This window comes from Paenibacillus sp. 276b (genome assembly GCF_900107875.1).
In the GTDB taxonomy this organism is placed as follows: Bacteria; Bacillota; Bacilli; order Paenibacillales; family Paenibacillaceae; genus Paenibacillus; species Paenibacillus marchantiae.
In genome coordinates, this window is sequence record NZ_FNRR01000004.1 from 335,860 (window position 1) to 353,884 (window position 18,025).

Annotated in this window: 16 protein-coding genes; 10 read left to right on the plus strand and 6 right to left on the minus strand. The window is 45.8% G+C overall.

Going from position 1 to position 18,025, the window contains the following annotated elements:
* Window positions 1–58: 58 nt before the first annotated feature.
* Window positions 59–910, minus strand: coding sequence for a leucine-rich repeat domain-containing protein (locus BLV50_RS20715; protein WP_063565407.1), 852 nt, complete (start codon window positions 908–910; stop codon window positions 59–61).
* 165 nt (window positions 911–1,075) lie between these two features.
* Between BLV50_RS20715 and BLV50_RS20720 the strand changes: the two genes are divergently transcribed.
* The 3 genes from BLV50_RS20720 to BLV50_RS20730 all read left to right on the plus strand — a co-directional run bounded on the left by BLV50_RS20720 (window position 1,076) and on the right by BLV50_RS20730 (window position 2,971).
* Window positions 1,076–1,753, plus strand: a complete 678-nt coding sequence (locus BLV50_RS20720) for a Crp/Fnr family transcriptional regulator (protein ID WP_063565408.1) — start codon at window positions 1,076–1,078, stop codon at window positions 1,751–1,753.
* Between the two features lie 63 nt (window positions 1,754–1,816).
* Window positions 1,817–2,473: a DUF2625 family protein gene (locus tag BLV50_RS20725; protein WP_090809756.1), complete on the plus strand. Its 657-nt coding sequence runs from the start codon at window positions 1,817–1,819 to the stop codon at window positions 2,471–2,473.
* A gap of 33 nt (window positions 2,474–2,506) precedes the next feature.
* Window positions 2,507–2,971: an SMI1/KNR4 family protein gene (locus BLV50_RS20730; RefSeq protein WP_090809758.1), complete on the plus strand. Its 465-nt coding sequence runs from the start codon at window positions 2,507–2,509 to the stop codon at window positions 2,969–2,971.
* 117 nt (window positions 2,972–3,088) lie between these two features.
* Here the strand turns inward: BLV50_RS20730 and BLV50_RS20735 are convergent, their stop codons facing one another.
* Both BLV50_RS20735 and BLV50_RS20740 read right to left on the minus strand, forming a co-directional pair.
* Complete coding sequence (locus BLV50_RS20735) at window positions 3,089–4,414, minus strand: MFS transporter (protein ID WP_256338021.1); 1,326 nt, start codon at window positions 4,412–4,414, stop codon at window positions 3,089–3,091.
* Between the two features lie 172 nt (window positions 4,415–4,586).
* Complete coding sequence (locus BLV50_RS20740; protein WP_090809762.1) at window positions 4,587–7,238, minus strand: cation-translocating P-type ATPase; 2,652 nt, start codon at window positions 7,236–7,238, stop codon at window positions 4,587–4,589.
* A gap of 331 nt (window positions 7,239–7,569) precedes the next feature.
* On the opposite strand from BLV50_RS20740, the gene BLV50_RS20745 reads away from it, so the two are divergent.
* The 4 genes from BLV50_RS20745 to BLV50_RS20760 all read left to right on the plus strand — a co-directional run bounded on the left by BLV50_RS20745 (window position 7,570) and on the right by BLV50_RS20760 (window position 12,750).
* Window positions 7,570–8,928, plus strand: a complete 1,359-nt coding sequence (locus BLV50_RS20745) for a PTS transporter subunit EIIC (RefSeq protein ID WP_090809764.1) — start codon at window positions 7,570–7,572, stop codon at window positions 8,926–8,928.
* 104 nt (window positions 8,929–9,032) lie between these two features.
* A complete protein-coding gene (locus tag BLV50_RS20750) occupies window positions 9,033–10,625 on the plus strand; it encodes a helix-turn-helix domain-containing protein (protein ID WP_256336604.1) in 1,593 nt (530 codons plus the stop codon).
* Between the two features lie 112 nt (window positions 10,626–10,737).
* Window positions 10,738–11,712: an ABC transporter substrate-binding protein gene (locus BLV50_RS20755; RefSeq protein WP_063565412.1), complete on the plus strand. Its 975-nt coding sequence runs from the start codon at window positions 10,738–10,740 to the stop codon at window positions 11,710–11,712.
* Entirely contained in the window at window positions 11,713–12,750 is a 1,038-nt protein-coding gene (locus tag BLV50_RS20760; protein WP_063565413.1) for an NAD(P)/FAD-dependent oxidoreductase, read from the plus strand.
* Window positions 12,751–12,866: 116 nt separating this feature from the next.
* Here the strand turns inward: BLV50_RS20760 and BLV50_RS20765 are convergent, their stop codons facing one another.
* Window positions 12,867–13,580: a MerR family transcriptional regulator gene (locus tag BLV50_RS20765; RefSeq protein WP_090809766.1), complete on the minus strand. Its 714-nt coding sequence runs from the start codon at window positions 13,578–13,580 to the stop codon at window positions 12,867–12,869.
* 111 nt (window positions 13,581–13,691) lie between these two features.
* On the opposite strand from BLV50_RS20765, the gene BLV50_RS20770 reads away from it, so the two are divergent.
* Window positions 13,692–14,645 (plus strand): alpha/beta fold hydrolase, encoded by a 954-nt coding sequence (locus tag BLV50_RS20770; RefSeq protein WP_240321428.1) that lies wholly within the window; start codon window positions 13,692–13,694, stop codon window positions 14,643–14,645.
* A 2-nt stretch (window positions 14,646–14,647) separates the two neighbouring features.
* On the opposite strand, the gene BLV50_RS20775 is transcribed toward BLV50_RS20770, so the two are convergent.
* A complete protein-coding gene (locus BLV50_RS20775) occupies window positions 14,648–15,418 on the minus strand; it encodes an isoprenyl transferase (RefSeq protein WP_090809769.1) in 771 nt (256 codons plus the stop codon).
* A 363-nt stretch (window positions 15,419–15,781) separates the two neighbouring features.
* Between BLV50_RS20775 and BLV50_RS20780 the strand changes: the two genes are divergently transcribed.
* Entirely contained in the window at window positions 15,782–16,552 is a 771-nt protein-coding gene (locus BLV50_RS20780; RefSeq protein WP_090809771.1) for an SDR family NAD(P)-dependent oxidoreductase, read from the plus strand.
* 39 nt (window positions 16,553–16,591) lie between these two features.
* Here the strand turns inward: BLV50_RS20780 and BLV50_RS20785 are convergent, their stop codons facing one another.
* The gene (locus tag BLV50_RS20785; RefSeq protein WP_090809773.1) at window positions 16,592–17,248 is read right to left on the minus strand and encodes a TetR/AcrR family transcriptional regulator; all 657 of its coding nucleotides are present in this window, start codon (window positions 17,246–17,248) and stop codon (window positions 16,592–16,594) included.
* Between the two features lie 155 nt (window positions 17,249–17,403).
* Here BLV50_RS20785 and BLV50_RS20790 point away from each other — a divergent pair, with 155 nt between their 5' ends.
* Window positions 17,404–17,946 carry a CueP family metal-binding protein gene (locus BLV50_RS20790; RefSeq protein WP_090809775.1) on the plus strand — a complete coding sequence of 181 codons (543 nt, stop codon included), beginning with the start codon at window positions 17,404–17,406 and terminating at the stop codon, window positions 17,944–17,946.
* Window positions 17,947–18,025: the final 79 nt, after the last annotated feature.

An 18,025-nucleotide genomic window follows, 5' to 3' on the forward strand; every position in this document is an offset into this window, starting at 1 on the left:
AGAAATCCAGGATGATTCTATCCTTCGTTTGGTCCTTTCATGCAGAAGGTTATAATGTTCATTTATAAACCACACAACCTCTTTGCTCGAGGATAGTTAAGCAGGAAGTAGATCTCAGATTACTATTCCACCTGAGATCAAGCTTCTCCAGATGCTCCAGCTCCAGGATGGATTCCGGAATCTCCGACATATCGTTATCTCTCAGATCGAGCTCAATCAGGCTGCTAAGTGCACCGATTTCTGAAGGCAAATGGGTTATTCTATTTGTTCTGAGGCTTAGCTTTCTCAATTTTTTCATGTCCTGAATAGAGTGAGGCAATTCATTAATCCGATTGTTGTTACAATCCAATATGCGAAGTTCAGTAAGGTGGCCTATTCCCTGAGGCAGGTGAGTAAGCAGATTACCGTATACGTGAAGTTCTCTCAATTGGCTGAGCTCGGTAAGCGATTCGGGAAGTGATTCCAGTTTGTTATAATATGAACGAAGTTCAATGAGGTTCTTCAGATTGCCTAATTCTGCTGGGAGCTCCCGAAGCTGATTATCTGTAACATTCAGATATCGAAGTGACTTGAGGTTACACAGCTCTGCAGGAAGACTTGTAAATCGATTGTTGCTCAGGTAGAGGAACGTATCCAGCGAGCTTAATTGTCCAATTTCTTTGGGCAACTGTTCGAGACGATTATGTCCAAGATCCAGCATTCTCAAATGAGCAAGGCGGCCGATAAGGCTTGGCAAAGTCTCAATTTCATTTCCTGCATAATTCAAAACTTCAATTTCAGTATGTTGGAACAGCTGATCGGGAATTGTGTTGATTCGGTTGTTATAGAGGCTTAGTTCAAGCAAATTTTCAGCATCCCATACATGTTCCGGTGTCTCGGTTAAACCCAGCCCATCCAGATTAATTCTCATGATAATCTCTCCTCGTTATACAAAATAGTGGACATACTGGTTGTGGGAAATAGGTGGTTTGATTGTGGCATCGTGTGCTGTAACCTACTATAACAGTGCTGGTGAAGAGGTGCTGTATGCCAGCATACGATCATCCGAGGTACAGAAAGGAAGCTTATGGACAACATGACATTATGGCAAGATATTCCGTTGTTTAGAGACTTGTATCCGGAAGAACTTGAAGGAATCCGTCCTTTATTCCGAACGATATCTTACCCCAAAGGCAAGCGGATTTTTGATGAAGGTGAACCGAGCCATCATGCTTATATTGTGTTATCGGGAGTCATCAAAGTGTATAGAACGACACAGGGGAGAGAGCATACAGTCGATTTGCTGGGACAGGGCGATGTCTTTGGAGATATGGAACTTGTCGATCCCATCAAGGAAAGGATGTTATCCGTGGTTTCCCATCGTGACAGTGTGGTCTGTACCATTGACGGTAAGGTATTCAAACAGTTGATTGCCCAATATCCAGGTGTTAAAGACCGTTTGCTACAGCTTCAGATTGATCGTCTGATTCTGGCTAATGAGAAGTTGCATGAGATGAAAATCAATGATGCCAAGACACGATTAATGCTGACGCTGCAAAAACTGTATACCAAATTCGGTGCACTGGAAGAGGAAAGGACCATCATTAATTTGAGACTGACTCATCAGGATCTGGCAGATATGGTTGGAACTCTGAGGGAAACGGTAAGCATATTGTTAAAGGATTTGCAGCAGCAGGATGTCGTCCAAATGCAAAATCAAAAAATAGTTATTATGAACCCTGAAGCGTTGAGGGGCTTCGCCAAGTCGGAATAAACACGATCAGCTATTGGAAATGAACGATATGTAATGTTAAAGGTTGGAGAGGGGCGAGTGATCATGCATAAACTATCTGCAAACGAATTAGTGGATCGGGAACATCACGCTTGGGAGGAACTCAAGGAGCTGTTGGACCATGGACAAAATAAATACACCTATATTCCTGCACAGCGGGAGGTCGGAGAGGATGCGCTCTATCGCCTCCAAGTAAGCACCAAATCCTATTTGGGAGCCGTTGCCTATGAGACCGAGGGAATCCTGTTGGATGATGGCTGGATTACGTTACTTGGATCGGGTGGTGACCGCATCTTTGGGAGTCTGACCAGTTGGAATGGTTTGGGAGACAAGCTGTGTGTACCCGCATTGGAAGGCATGATGATCGTCGCCTACGATGCCGCGGGTGGATTTTTCGGAATGGATATGGGTAAGTATGGCCGTACGGGACATGTATACTATTTTGCACCTGACACGCTGGAATGGGAATCGACAGAACTGGCTTATTCGGGCTTCATCAACTGGTTGTCCAACGGTGATCTGGAGCAGTACTATCAGACCTTTCGTTGGAGGGGCTGGCAGAACGACATGGGACAGCTTCAGACAGGACAAGTATTTGCTTATTATCCACCGCTTTGGACGGAGGAGGGCGGCGGCGAGAGCAGCAGCAAAGCTCCTGTAGCGGTGGAGGAAGCCTGGAAGGTAGCATTGGCTGGGAAATGATGTGCTATGACAGGGCTGTAGGGGAGGGAGTGTATGAATAACTTGAATATCAATAACATTCAGAAGCATTACGACATTGTGTTTCCGCACGAATATCTGGAGTTTCAACGGGAGACCGATGGTCAAACATTTGATATGATTGAAAATGGAGAGGTCATCGATTGGGAAATTCGTTTCTCCGCTCTCGATCATCAGTTCATTGCAAATAACAACAATCTGGTAGATGATGTGAATCCCGATCCACGCCGGATTATTCCGTTTGCTTGGAGTGTCAGCAGCGGCAACAACTATTTATTGGATTACCGAAAGAATTCAGAATCTCCTGCCGTACTGGTTATGGATCATGAAGAGGCGATAGTGCGTGAAGATGCTGAGAGTGAATCAGAGACCCCGGAGGAAGCCCAGCAACTGCTGGAGGAAAATGTACGTGAGATCGCTGCCAACTTCAATGCATTCATAGCTTGTTTAAAAACCAGACCGAGTGATCCAGTTGAGTGATTCACCGTTTGAATAATGGGGTGAACAACAAAAGGCTCGCGCTATGCGCGAGCCTTTTACTCAATTGAATAAATAATGTTGTGATTGAATGATATAGAATACATCCTAGTTTACAACCTATCCAGTCTCAGTCATTGTAGCCGTAGAGTTCGATCGTGCAGCTTTGTTATGCCAGACCACGATGACAAGCGAGCTCAGACAGACTAAAAGCAGACACCCATATACATAATGATAGGCTTCCTCTACCGGAACACCCGGAATGCCGTGCAGCATAAGCCCGCAGACAGCTACGGATACCGAACCGCCAAAAAACTGGATCAACTGCAGCAAGCCCATACCGGAACCGATTTGCGCTTTGGGCAGCACCCGAGACGCTTCGTTATTCAGTGAAGCTATGGAGGCGGAGAGTGCCGGGGAGAAGAAGAGATATCCTCCGGTGATGATCAGGGCAGACTGATTCAGTCCCAGCATAAACAGAGCAAGCACTGCGGCAAGCAAAATGTGTCCGATCATCAGAAAACGTATATTGCCATAACGATCGATCCAGCGACCTACAAAACGGGTACAGAATGCCGAGACGATGGCTCCAGGAGCAATCAGCAGACCAATAGCCAGTGACGAGCGTCCAAACAGATCAGCGAGCACTAGCGGCATCAGGAATAGATTCCCCAGATTTACGACCAGAACACAGAAGCCGATGATCAGTAGCCGGGTAAACCCGGGTGTTCGGAATACATGTGGATTCACAAAAGGAAGGCTCGCCCTGCGAATATACACGATGTGCACAACAAGTGAAATGACACCGATGGCCAGCCATAACCAAGACTGCTGAGTAATGGCAACCAGAAGGGTGGTTGCATTAATCACGGTTAATGCAGCACCGATCATATCAAAAGGATTCTCCAGTTTGGCCGTTTCACGCGGGAGAAAATAGAGCAGTACGGGCAGTGCAAGCAGGACAAGCACCGTAATGGCGAAAAGTCCATTCCAGCCCCAGTACTCACTAATGAGTCCGCCGACAATGGGACCAAGCCCAAACGCCATGGCACTTCCTGATGAGATCAGTGCGATGGCAGCTCCGCGTCGTTCCACTGGGATATAACGGCTCGCGATGACAAGTCCAAGCCCGGCCATGACTCCTGCACCCGCAGATTGCAAAATACGTGTCAGCAAAAGGATCGCAAAGCTGTGCGCAAATAATCCCAGCAATGAAGATAAGCCCAGAATAAGCAATCCCACCGTCAACAATTTGCGTACCGGAATACGGTCAGACAATCGACTGTAAATCACCGTCGACAAGGCATAACCAATGGAGTAGCTTGAAATGACCCAGGACCCCAGGTCTGATGTAATCTGAAGATCATGAATAATAACGGGTAAAGAGACGTTAAACATGGTGGTATTCATCACAACGATGAATAGGCAGCAAGTCCAGAGAGGCATTACAATTTTATCTTTCACGTAACCATTCCTGTCTATGAATTCAATAAACCATTTTACGCTCAATCTATGTATATGGCAATAATGTCATACGAATTCATTGGGTGGTTAAACAAAAACGGCGTCCTGACCCAGGACGTCGTTTTTGCACATGAGCATTTTCATCTGATTATTTTTAGGACGTAGTAGCTGGTGTGCCACGATTGCGAATCCACTTGATGACATCCATCAGAATGACCGCTGCGAGAGCAAGTCCCCCTGCGATAAGGAACTCATTCCAGCCAAAGGCTGCCGGGATGGCGAAGATGCTGCGAACCCCTGGAATCAGCGTGATTCCATACAGGCAGAGACAAACCAAGATGGAGCCGAGGACATATTTGTTAGTGGTGAAGCCGACCTGGAAAATCGTCTGTGTGTTGGAGCGCGCTGCAAAAGTTTGCAGACTCCGTGCCAGAATCAGGGTCGTGAAGGCCATTGCCACACTCATTTCCTCCGAGATCCCAAGTCCAATATATTGGGACACGATAACAGCCACCCCGATCAGAACACCACGTGTAATGACAGCCTGCAATGTTCCGCCGGCAAAGATACCTTCGTTGATATCCCGCGGTTTCCGCCGCATGACATCCGGTTCAGCTTTTTCCGTACCCAGTGCAATAGCAGGCAGGGAATCATTTACCAGATTGATGAAGAGCAGCTGGAGGGCCGTAAATGGGTTCACCCAGCCGACTACAAGTGCAAACAAAATGGCGATAATCGCCCCAAGATTTCCTGCAAACAGGTACGCAATGGCTTTTTTGATATTATCGAATACCATACGCCCTACACTGACTGCATTCACGATGGAGACAAAGTTATCATCCGTCAAAATCATGGCTGCCGCGTCTTTCGCGACATCCGTCCCGCTGCCCATCGCTACGCCGATGTCTGCCTGTTTCAGTGCAGGTGCGTCGTTGACGCCATCTCCGGTCATCGCTGCAATCTTGCCTTTGCGTTGCCACGCACGCACGATGCGGATTTTATTTTCAGGAGATACACGTGCATACACCGAGATATGTTCGAGCTGCTGATCGAGTTCATCATCCGACAGTTTGTCCAACTCTGCTCCGGTAAGGGCCAGATCATCCGGGCCTGCAAGTCCGATATCAATACCGATCGCTTGGGCTGTTGTTTTGTGGTCGCCAGTGATCATGATCGTGCGAATGCCTGCCTTCTTGGATTCTTCGATGGAACCATATACCGCTTCACGCGGTGGATCAATCATGGCTGTCAGACCAACAAGTGTTAGATCATATTCGTCCTCTACCGTGACCTGATTTTTGTCATCAAACTTTTTGTAGGCGTATGCTAGCACACGGAAGGCCCGTTTGGAGAACGCTTCGTTCTTTTCTTCAAACTGTATGCGAATCTCAGGCGTCAATGGCTGAACTTCTCCGTTCATAAACACATGACTACAGCGACTGAACAGCACATCCGGGCCACCCTTGGTCAGCAAAGCCGTCTGTCCTTCAAATGTGTGCACAGTACTCATCAATTTCCGATCCGAGTCAAAAGGAAGCTCGGCTTCACGCGGAAACTGATCACGAATTTCATTGTAATCCTTGTTCACCCGGTTACTGAAGGCAATGAGCGCCACCTCGGTTGGGTCACCGAGTTCCTTGCCTTCCTGGTTAATATTCGAATCATTGCAGAGTACTGCAATATGTAACAAGCGCCGTTCCTCTGCAGACCACTGTTTGGGATCATCGGGGAATTGGTCTTTCGTGCCATGGGGAATGTAATAGTCCACCACGGTCATTTTGTTTTGAGTGAGCGTTCCTGTTTTGTCGGTACAGATGATGCTGGCAGAACCCAAAGCTTCCACGGCTGGAAGACGTCTGATGATGGCGTGCTGCTTGGCCATTTTGTTCGTTCCCAGAGACAATACAATCGTCACTATGGAGGAAAGGGCTTCTGGAATGGCGGCGACAGCGACGGCAACTGCGAACATTAGGGCATTCACAATGGATGGCCCGATATTTTCCGTTCCCTCAGTTAACCAGACACGTCCTGCTTCGATGGCGAAAATAAGAATCGACAAGCCTAGGATAAAGAAGCCAAGCTTCTTACTAAAGGATTCCAATTTCCGTTGCAACGGAGTTTCCTTCGCCTCTGCATTTTCAATCAATTCGGCAATCTTGCCGATTTCCGTTTTCAGTGCTGTACCCGTAATGACAAGCGTACCCCGACCATACACCACCAGTGATCCACTGAATGCCATATTGCGACGGTCACCGATCGGAGCTTCTTCCGGGATGGCATCTGCATGTTTCTCCGCTGCTTCGGATTCACCTGTAAGCATTCCCTCGTTGATTCGTAAGCTGCCTGACTCCAAAATGCGGCCGTCTGCAGGGACATAATCCCCTGCATCCAGCAAGACAATATCACCGGGAACAAGTTCCCGCGCGGGAATCGTTTTTTTCTGCCCGTCACGAATGATTTTGGCTTCGGGAGCAGACATCTGCCGGAGTGCATCCAGAGAACTTTCGGCCTTTTTGGTCTGCACAACGCTGATTACCGCATTTAACAGAATGACGAGAAAAATGATTAGCGATTCGATCAGGTGTCCAAGGACGATCTGAACAGCGGCCGCGATCAGCAGCACGATAACCATAGGATCTTTAAAATTTTCAATAAATAGCTTCCAGATGGGGGTTGCAGCTTTTCCCTTTAACTCGTTATAGCCTTCCGTCTGCAGTCTCTTCGCAGCCTCAGAGGTTGTGAGCCCATTAGTGGAACTCTGAACGTCCTGAAGTGTCTCCTCTGCACTATGTCTGTAATATTGCAAATGACCAGCTCCTTGGATCATAGATTTCAGATATTAGATTTCTTTGTGTATATAACCTTGCAGGCGTCTAAGAACCAGTGAAACTTTATCAATTTTATGAACTCCATAGGTAGAATCTCCGCGTCTGGTAAATCTCATTCGTTTGCTATGCGGTGTGTTGGATATACTTTTGCTGTTTATTTTGATTAGGTCATTGTACCTTGCGCAAAAACCATGAAATAAAAGGGGAATTAGTTTTTTTATCCTATTGAAGTTTTTTCATGGAAATGCGTATATAGATAAGGGCATATCATAAAACTCGGGTTTACCGCAGCATAAGGAGAAGGTACATATGAATGACAAGCAAATCGAAGCACTATTGAAACTCGCAGGGGGAAAGGAAAATATTCGTCATGTGCAGCATGACATGGATACCACTACGCTGACATTGCGTGACCGTACTCGAATGGATCTATCAGTATCTGATGTATTGGATCTTGGCGCCGATATTCGTATAACAGGCGATTATTGCTCCATAGCATATGAGGACGAATCCTCCCAACTATATAATACGCTACAGGGCATGGGAGTGAGGAAAGCAGAAGGGGACGTACTGCCTGCAACAAGGCGTACCCGTAAAAAATCATTGTTATATTTTATTTCCGATGTGTTCAGGCCTCTGATGCCCGCCATCCTGGGAGCTGCAGTGCTCAAGATTGTTCTAGCCGTCATTACGTTATTTAACGAATCCTCACTGATGGATAGTCAGACATTCCTGATATTTAAATCCATTGGAGATAGTGTGTATTATCTGTTGCCAATCCTGGTAGCCATCAGTACAGCCTATCGGTTAAAAAGCAATATTTATGTTGCCGCAGCGATTGGCGGTCTAATGTTCTACCCGCAAATGACCGCTTTATTGTCAGGTGAAGAGGATGTTCATTTTATGGGTGTACCCATTGTGTCACAAGCGATCTTTTTTTCAGCTTCAATTTGGGTGATTTTGACGATATATGCGGCGTCCTATCTGGATAAAGTCGTTGAGCAAATAAGCCCAAGAGTTTTTAAAGGAATTCTTGCTCCATTGTTGACGTTTCTGATTCTAGTTCCACTGGTTCTAATGATACTCGGTCCAATTGGTACTTGGATTGATCAGCATTTACCGGATGTGGTAGATTCACTACTGAATGATGCCCCGATTGTAGCAATTATGCTGCTGGGAGCGGTTTATTCCCTAATGATGATCGCTGGATTACATTACTGGCTTTTACCTATCATAATCAATGAAATAATGGTGAATGGTTTCTCCCTCATTCTCCCTGTCATGTTAGTTGCCTTCGTCGCACAAGCAGGAGCTTCACTCGCTACTGGGCTAAGAAGCAAACAGCGGGAATTCAGGAAGCTGGCTTTCTGGGCAACAGGAACTGCTTTATTAGGTACCCCAGAGCCTGCGATGTATGCGGTCAATATGAGAAAGAGGGCCTCTTTTTATTCGGCATTGCTGGGCGGTGCTGCAGGAGGACTGTGTTTCGGGCTGATGTCCGTCAAAGCAGTTGCATTGGGTGGGTCCGGAAGTCTGCTGGAAATTCCGCTATTTATGGAGGAAGGGAGCCTGAATCTGTTACATGCCTGCGTTGGTTTGATTATTTCCTTCTGTGTGTCAGGTGTGCTCACCTATTGGATGATAGGAAAAGAACGGAAACACGTATAAATTAAGAAAAGCCCGTACCTGATGGTGCGGGTTTTCGTGTATTGTAGAGTTAATAACACAACAGCCACAGAAAGGATAACAAAATGCCCAACAACATAGAGTGGATGGCTCAATGGAAGTCAACTAAGCCACTTACAGACCAATGGATGAGTGAGGGCAAAAGGCATCACTTTTCAAGTCATGCCTTACTACTTATCCTCGACGGGAAAGCGATCTGGAATATTAATGGTCATAGGGTTCAGGTATCTTATGGGGAGTTAGTTGCAGTGCAAGAAAACACCGTGATTGAAGTGATTGAGGGTGGCAATCTGGATCTGGCCGGATGGCATGTTCAGTTCGATACATACGCGATGTTCCCAGACCGAGGTGAAGTAGTGAAATATGAATGGCATGTACCGTCAGGGGACACGTATCAAAAAGTAAAATTAACCGGTGGCACACTGGCGAGTCTTAGCCAACATTGGAATGGAGATGGTTCTCCTAATCCCAATGTAATCCGTGTAGGAAATCAGCTTTTGGTGTATGAACTGTTGCAACATGTATACCGGGAGCTGTTAGAAGAGGAACCGACCGTGGAACAAAGCATTCTCCGCACTGTGGATTACATGCAGCAGCATTATGAACAGGTCATCACACGCAAGCAATTGGCTGAGATCGCAGGCATCAGTCCCTGGCATTATTCCCGCAAATTCAGTGAGCGCTTTGGAAAGCCGCCTCTGGATTATCTGGCTCATTACCGGATCTATCGTGCTCAAGAGGAGCTGTTGTTATCAACGGCAACATCTCAGGATATTGCGAAGAAGACCGGATTCGAGGATGCACATTATTTCAGTCGTCGTTTCAAACAGTTAACGGGTGTGTCGCCGAGAAATTATGCACAAACGCTACCCCAGCGTAAAATCGTATGTCTTTCCCCGCTTTGTGCGGAAGTGCTGATTCACTTGGGGATTATTCCACATGCGGTTGTAGTAACTCCCTTGCTTTTGCATGAACATCAACATGAACTATTTGAAACGCATCAGGTGAAGATGTTGGAAGTCTCACAATATGAGCTGGATGTGGAACTGATTCGGCAAGTTCATCCTGAATGCATTATGGGAAATTGTTGGACAGAAGAGATCAAACAAAAGCTGCGCACAATTGCACCCATCATAACCGGTTTAAATAACGATGTGGAGGCTCTGCTCCGTCAACTGGCAGGCTTTTTTCACCGAGAAGATACAGCCCATAAACTCCATATGCAGATGAAATTGAAAGTAAACGCAGCACAGCAGCAACTGCAGCATCTTGTCCAATCTTCCTCTACCGTGATGGTACTGAGGGTAGAACCGTTTGGTTATCGATATTTGGGTGGTCATTCTAATGGGGTATCCCATTTACTGTACGAACAGCTCCGTTTAACTCTGCCACAGCCGCTGCAAGCAGGGGAGGCGTGGTTTAATCCTTGCTCACTCGACTTGTTGGCCAAAGCCAATCCCGATTACCTGTTTGTGGAGAAACGAGTTATGCAACACTTTAGTGCTCAAGAAAATATGAAGAAGTTAGTGGAGAGCTCTCAATGGAATGACTTGAAGGCTGTAAAAAACAACAGGGTATTTCTCGTGGATACTCGCCTGTGGGTGGATGGCCGTGGAATTATTGGACAGAAAATGATTTTGAATGAAATTGTGAATAGTCTGGTCACCAATGTATGGTAGAGCACAATAATCCAACTAAATACGCACCATCTCCTATGGAAGGATCTCTTCCTATTTGCTAGTATTTGATAATAATTATCATTATCAATATTACATAAGGGGCGAGTAGATCATGTCACGAAGGTTTAAGGGTTTGGGAATGGTGCTGTTGGCACTAAGTTTGGTGCTTTCCGCCTGTTCCGGTTCTTCTGATAAAGAAGTGGAAGCTTCAGCAAAAACGGCAGAGAAAAATGAGACGAAAGTTGTTCGGGATCAGTTTGGAGAGGTGACGATTCCTACGAATCCTCAAAATATGCTTGTACTAGATTCCATCTATGCCGAGTACTTGATTGAGATGGGCGTTACACCGCAGATGGTTATATTTGTTCCGGAGATTGAACCGGACTATCGTGCGTCTTATTTTGAGGAACACGGGGTCCAAATGATTGAAGCGGAACAATATCAATATAATTATGAACAATTGCTGACGTTGTCACCAGATATAATTGTTACCGCAGGCGTAGGTATGGAGCAAGGCGTATATGATGAACTATCCAAGATTGCTCCAACGGTGGCTCTGGATTCCAACAGTGAAATGCAGATTGCCATGCCGAAGTTGGCTGCTGTCTTTGACAAGACAGAGGAATCTGCCAAAGTGCTGGCTGAATTTGATGAGAAGGCGAAGCAGGCACAGGAGAAAATTTCTCAAGCCATCGGCGGCAAAACCGTGCTGGTTCTTCGAGTAGAGCACAATCGTTACCGTTTCATGGGTCCCAAAGGAGGAAGCAGCAGTGTCTTTTTCTATGATACTTTGGGTCTGAACAGCCCTGAAGTCATCAAAGACTCTACCGATTGGTTTAGCCAGTTTTCCCTGGAATTTTTGCCGGAAATGAACCCGGATTATATATTTCTAGAAGACAGGACGCTGAAAGGCTATGATACGAAGCAATCCATGGATAACCTGAAAGAAAGCAAAGTGTGGGCGAGCTTGAACGCCGTGAAAGACAATCATGTCTTTCCGCTGAAAACGAGTGATTTTGTAACAGGTGTGGGCCCTATTGGGTCGGCCAAGTTGTTGGATTATGTCGTTGAAAAGTTGGTGCCCTAGATGAATACTGAAGCAGAGCAGCAATTGGACATTTACGATATAACGATTGTTGGTGGCGGACCGGCAGGAATGTATGCTGCATTTTACAGCGGGATGAGAGCCATGCGTACCAAAATCATTGAAGCCAAAGAGGAATTGGGCGGATTTATGCGCACGTACCCGGAGAAACTGGTCTGGGATGTAGGTGGAGTTGATCCGATTCGTTGTGAGAAATTGATTGATTCCCTGGAAAGACAGGCAAGAACCTTCGATCCAACCATTGTATTCGGCCAGGAAATTGCTCAGATGGAACGACGCGATGATCAAGTATTTGTACTCACCTCAAAGACAGGAGAGCGTCATTACACGCGTACGATTTTGTTATGTGCAGGCAGAGGCATGACGCAGGTTCAGAAGCTGGATATTGAAGGCGCAAATCGGTATGAGCTGACGAATCTACACTATACCATTACGGATCTGTCCAGATTCAAGGATAAACGTGTGCTGATCTCGGGAGGCGGGGATTCCGCAATAGATTGGGCGAATGAAATGGAGGGATTGGCGCGGGAGGTCATTGTGGTGCACAGACGCCAGGAGTTTACGGCACATGAGCTGCCTGTTGCCCAGATGAAAGCTTTTGCCCAAGTCTTGACTCCTTACAGCATCTCGCGCTTATATGGTACAGGAGACAAAATAGGCCGCGTCGAACTTGCCCATGTAGACAATGGGGAGATCATGCCAATTGAAGTGGATGAAGTGGTTGTAAGTCATGGATACGATCGTGATTTCGGTAACCTGGTCCATTGGGGACTGGAACGTGAAGATTACGGTATCTCGGTTGATCCGCGAATGTGCACAAGTCAGCCGGGAATCTTCGGAGCAGGTGATTTCATTACCTATGGAAGCAAAGTCCGTCTGATTGCTGGTGCATTTAATGATGCCGTACTCGCAGTGAATAGTGCCAAGCTCTATCTGGAGCCGACCGCTTCCGATATGGCAGGAGTATCGTCCCATAATGCAAGGTTCTTTGAGAAAAACAAAGCCATTTCTACCCTGTAAATCAGCATGTTAGAACGTGAAGTAACAGTAAGAAGCCCGACCGGTATTGAGAATAATTTCTCGAACATGTGTCGGGCTTTTTTTATTAAAACATCCAATCTCAACTAACCAATAAGTTACCCCTGTGGTTCCTGAAATAATTCAATATATGTCATAAGTTCCTTCACGCCTGCAAATTGCAGGGACAGTTGGCTGTTAAGCTTTTGCAGAGCCAGTTGGAAGGCATTATTAATCTGTGTATAATCCTGCGTGCCGACAGTGTTCAGAAGCTCTTTCATATGTTCAATGTAGTAGACGGATTTTCTTAAACTGCTAATGACCAATATCTTTCTTAACTCGGCTCGGGTATACATTCGATAACCGTTGTTAGGGTCTCTTTCGGAGCAAATCAAGCCTTCTGTTTCCCAATGCCTGATAGCAGAAGTGTTGACCCCGGCTGCTTCGGCAGCTTTTCCAATCGTCACCGCCTCCGTCGTTCCAACCTTTCGATCGTTAGCAAAATCCACCTGTTGCACCATCTTCCATATGTCTTCCATTCGTTGCTTCTCCAGTTGGCTGTTGTACAGCTGTTGGTTTATAAGCCAGAGGGCATCGATTGTATCACCCTGTTTTACTTTTCTCATAACCTCATATGCAACGGGAATCTCATACCCTTTCAATAATAAACGAATGGCGACAAACGCCTGAAGATGAACAGGGGTATAGTACCTGTGATTGCTGGCGGTCCGTGGAACGTCAGGAATCAGGTTCTCCTTTTCATACCGTCGCAGTGTAGTTGTACTTACATCCAGCCTTGTGGCAATCTGCCCAGGTGTATATGTTCGGTTCATGTTTCTTCTCCTCATGCTTCAAGTAAAACCTTCAAGTGCTACACTAACATACAACGCGCCAAAGTCCATATTTTATCAACACTTTATAATGAAAACCGAAAGATTGCATCTATGTTATACACTGAGGATATCAACAGTAAAGGACTGGTTCAATTGCAGAAAATGATTACATTGTTAAATGGCTCGCAGCTTGAAGTGGGTCTGACGGGAGCGCAAGATCGTAGTGTCATCATGCTGCCCATATCCAAAAAGTCCGTAACTGGACAAGAAGCTGAAACCCTAAAGTTATGGGGGGTTGATCCTGAATTGGGTGCAAAGTTTATCGACGGACTTTCCGATGAATTTCAGATCCTGCATTTTGATTATGAAGGCCACTATATGGCACATCCCCATCCGGAACATTTTACGCCCGAATATATCGCTCAGGATTTGTTACGAATTGCGGATCAGATGAATGTGAATCGATTTAGTTATTATGGATACTCCTGGCTGGCTCTCGCCGGGCTGCAGTTAGCCCTGCGGACTGACCGAATGGAAAGTCTCATTATGGGAGGATTCCCGCCATACGAGGGGCCGTATGAGGAAATGAGAGTAGTGACCATCAAGACATATGAGGGAGCATTGAAGCAGTATGAAGAAACGGGAGAAATACACTCAGCAGAAACCCTAATGAAAGCTGAAGAATTGAGTCCGGATCAATTGGATTGGGACAACTTGGAGTTAAAGATCGATCCGGCTCAAACGAAACAATTTGCGACCTTGTATCAAGGTTTAATTGATTTCGATGACCAACGTATTCAAACTCAGTTGAATATCCCCAGATTGGCTTTTGCAGGAGAGAAAGATACGATTGTGTACGGTGAGAAATTTGGGAATGTGACGGTGGATATCGCTGGACGATTGCAAAAGCATAAATCCGTTCTTGAAAACCTCGGCTGGACCGTCGAAATCATCAAGGGAGCGGATATGGATCACACCAAAGCCATGCAGCCCAGCACCGTTCTCCCTATTATCCATCCCTGGTTAAAAAGTCATTTAAGCTCAGGATCGGCAAAAACAAGTTGATATTACTGTGTGATATCGTCTAAAGCTCTTTGTTTGCGCTGCTGATAATCCAGAATGGATTCGTATAACAATTGCTCATTGAAATCCGGCCACATCACATCCGTGAACCAGAGCTCGGAATAAGCGGCTTGCCATAATAGAAAATTGCTTAACCGTTTCTCCCCACTGGTTCGGATCAGCAGATCGGGGGCAGGATTGAGTCCGGTATACAAAAACTTTTCAAAATCCGCCTCGGAGATTTCCGAGGTTTCTTTGTTTTCTTCATTATTTTCTACGATGTACGTTTTGATCGCTTGTACAATATCGTTTTTACCCCCATAATTCATCGCAAAATACACAGCCATCCCGCTGTTCGTTTGGGTTAGTTCCACCACTTTGCGCATCGCTTCCTGTGTTTCTTCTGGGAATTTTGAGATATCACCGATAAAATTAACTTTGATATTATTCTGATTCAGTTCCTGAACGGTTGTATCCTGTACAAATTCGACCACCAAACTAATGATGTAATCGACCTCTTCCTTGGGCCTTTTCCAGTTTTCCGTAGAGAAGGCGTAAAGAGTGAGCGAAGCAATCCCGTTTTTGTGGCACATGCTTATCGTTTCCCGCATTGTCTGCATTCCTGCATAGTGCCCAGCACTTCGAGGTAATCCTTTTCGCGTAGCCCATCTTCCATTTCCATCCATCATGATTGCGATATGCCTTGGGATTAATCCGTTCCAGTCGATAGAATGGGGTGTATTCGGTTTTTCTTTATGTACACGGTACCTCTTCATTGGAAATTCCTCCTGATCCTCAAGCTAGAATAAGTTAGACACGTATAATGGATTCAAATGTTCGAAATGATTTCCATAATTTATGGTTATTATATAGGATTGCACAGGGACAAGCCATGATAGGTTTACAATGTCACCAAGATGCAGAAGGCTCACCTCGATGCTAAAACAACAAATAACCCTTCATCTGTGGGATTACTTACAGGGAATGAACAAAGCCGCACCCAACTATCGGTTATCCTACAAAGAGCTGCTTGTTTGCTGATTGAAAGAGCTTTCATTTCATCCGTATACTAAAGGTGTCAACAAGGTCGGATGTGTCTTTATGGAGCATCCATCTTCATTTGGAAAGGATGATTGGACATGGGAAGATTAACTGGAAAAGTTACAATTATAACTGGAGCGGCAAGCGGTATGGGATTGGCTGGGGCTCAATTGTTTGCCAGAGAAGGAGCGAAGGTAGTTGCTACCGATGTGGCAATTGACGTTTTGCAGGAACAAGTGAAACAGATCGTAGCTGACGGCGGCGAAGCGATTGCATTAAAGCTGGATGTATCCAGTCCGGAATCATGGAATGCAGTTGTGGAAGAAACCATCGCAAACTATGGCAAAATTGATATTCTGGTCAACAATGCCGGCATTCACATCGCCAAAGGCATTCTGGAAGCAGAATTGGAAGATTGGGACAAGGTCATGTCCATTAACGGTACAGGTGTATGGCTGGGAATGAAGGCGGTTATCCCTTATATGCAGCAAAATGGACAAGGCTCCATCGTAAATACATCCTCCATCGCTGCCATCATTGGAGGAATTGCCGATGCTCAGGGCGCAGCATACAGTGCTTCCAAGGGATCTGTGCGTTCACTGACCAAACATGGTGCACAGTGGTTCGCCAAAGATAACATTCGTGTGAACTCTGTACATCCAGGGGCTGTGTTTACCGGCATGGTGGAAAAAGCGGGCATCAAGTCCCAAGTGGAGATGGGAGAGCATTACAAAAATCTCGCCCCACTGCCTCCGCATGCCGGAGAGTCCATGGATATCGCTTATGCCTACTTGTTCTTAGCTTCGGATGAATCCAAATTCATCACGGGTGTGGAGCTGCCAGTAGATGGTGGCTGGATCAGCAACTAACAGCAAAGTGATCGAAGCATTCAAAGAGGTACTGGCTTCTCAGTTGTCATGAGAGACGGTGCCTCTTTCCATTTCATCCAATGATGGATTCAGATTCGAACGGTAAACTTCATTGGAGCGATTCATGCGTGTAAATTCCAGCAGCTGCTCCGCCATATAGGAGGCACTGTATTTGAAATTGCTTTGCACCCATCCTGTAATTAAACCAAGAACTGCATTGGCCTGATAACAGGCAAGAAGCTCCTTGTTCACTCGGGGGTCTGGCGACATATCGGTTACATCCTCCAGATACAGAGTTTTGAGCGTTTCATAGAGTGTATCTCGAAAACCCGAGAGCACGTTTGTGTTAACCAGCAAGGCATAGAAGGTGGCATGGCCAAGAACATGGTCGAAAATTTTGATCGCTGAAGCGTTCAGGTCCATGATTCCGAAATCCCGGTAGTGCTGGTAAGGGGCACGATAGGCGAAGATCAGATCTGCCATCACGTCTTTCAAAATTTCATTGAGCAAGTCTTCTCTGTATACATAATGTTTGTAAAAGGTACTGCGGTGCACATCGGCCAATTTCACGATATCGGTAATGGTAATACTCTCGAATGGCTTGCGAGACATCCACTCTAACAATGAGGCTTTCAGGGCCTGTTTGGATCTGTGGACTCTGCGATCCATGTCGGGTATAGATAGGGATTTATGCATATACACATCCTCCTTTGCTGATCAATGATACATCTAACATAATGCGAATGAAGCATACAAATATGTGAATAAATGGTGAATTACATACGCTTTCAGTCCATGATGGTTCGTTCTCCATTATAATAAACCAAAACGGACGAGGAGATGAACTCCAGATGAAAAAACAAATGTGGATCATTGCCAGCTTAGTGGTTGTAATTGTGTTGGGGGCCTTCCTTATTGCAAACAATGTGGGGACAGAAGAGGTAGGTAACGCGGAAGCACCCAATATTAAGAAATTAGTAGAAGATATCAGTACAGGCAAGGAGACACCGGAATCGGCTTCCATTAATGCCACCCAGTTAATCGTCACGGATAAAGGTAACCAAACGACAACCTACGACTTGCCTGAAAAGGAGTTTTTCCTTTCCATTGCACCCTATGTGGATCAGACTCATCCTTGTGCAATTCATAGCCTGACCGGATGTCAGGGCGAAATGAAGAATAAGAAGTTCATTGTGACGATTCATGACTCTGAAGGGAATACGCTTATGAAGGATGCTGAGATGAAGGCCGGCTCCAACGGTTTTATAGATTTTTGGTTAGCCAGAGATAAGTCATACCTCATTCGTGTGGTGCATGATGGAAAAGTTGCAGAGACACAGTTATCTACATATGAAGAAGATAATACGTGCATCACAACGATGCAGTTGAGTTAAATCGTCGTACGGTGCATTCTAACATCATTTCAAAAGACTCGATGTGATCCAGGCCCGCCTTGAATGCGGGTTCTTTCAT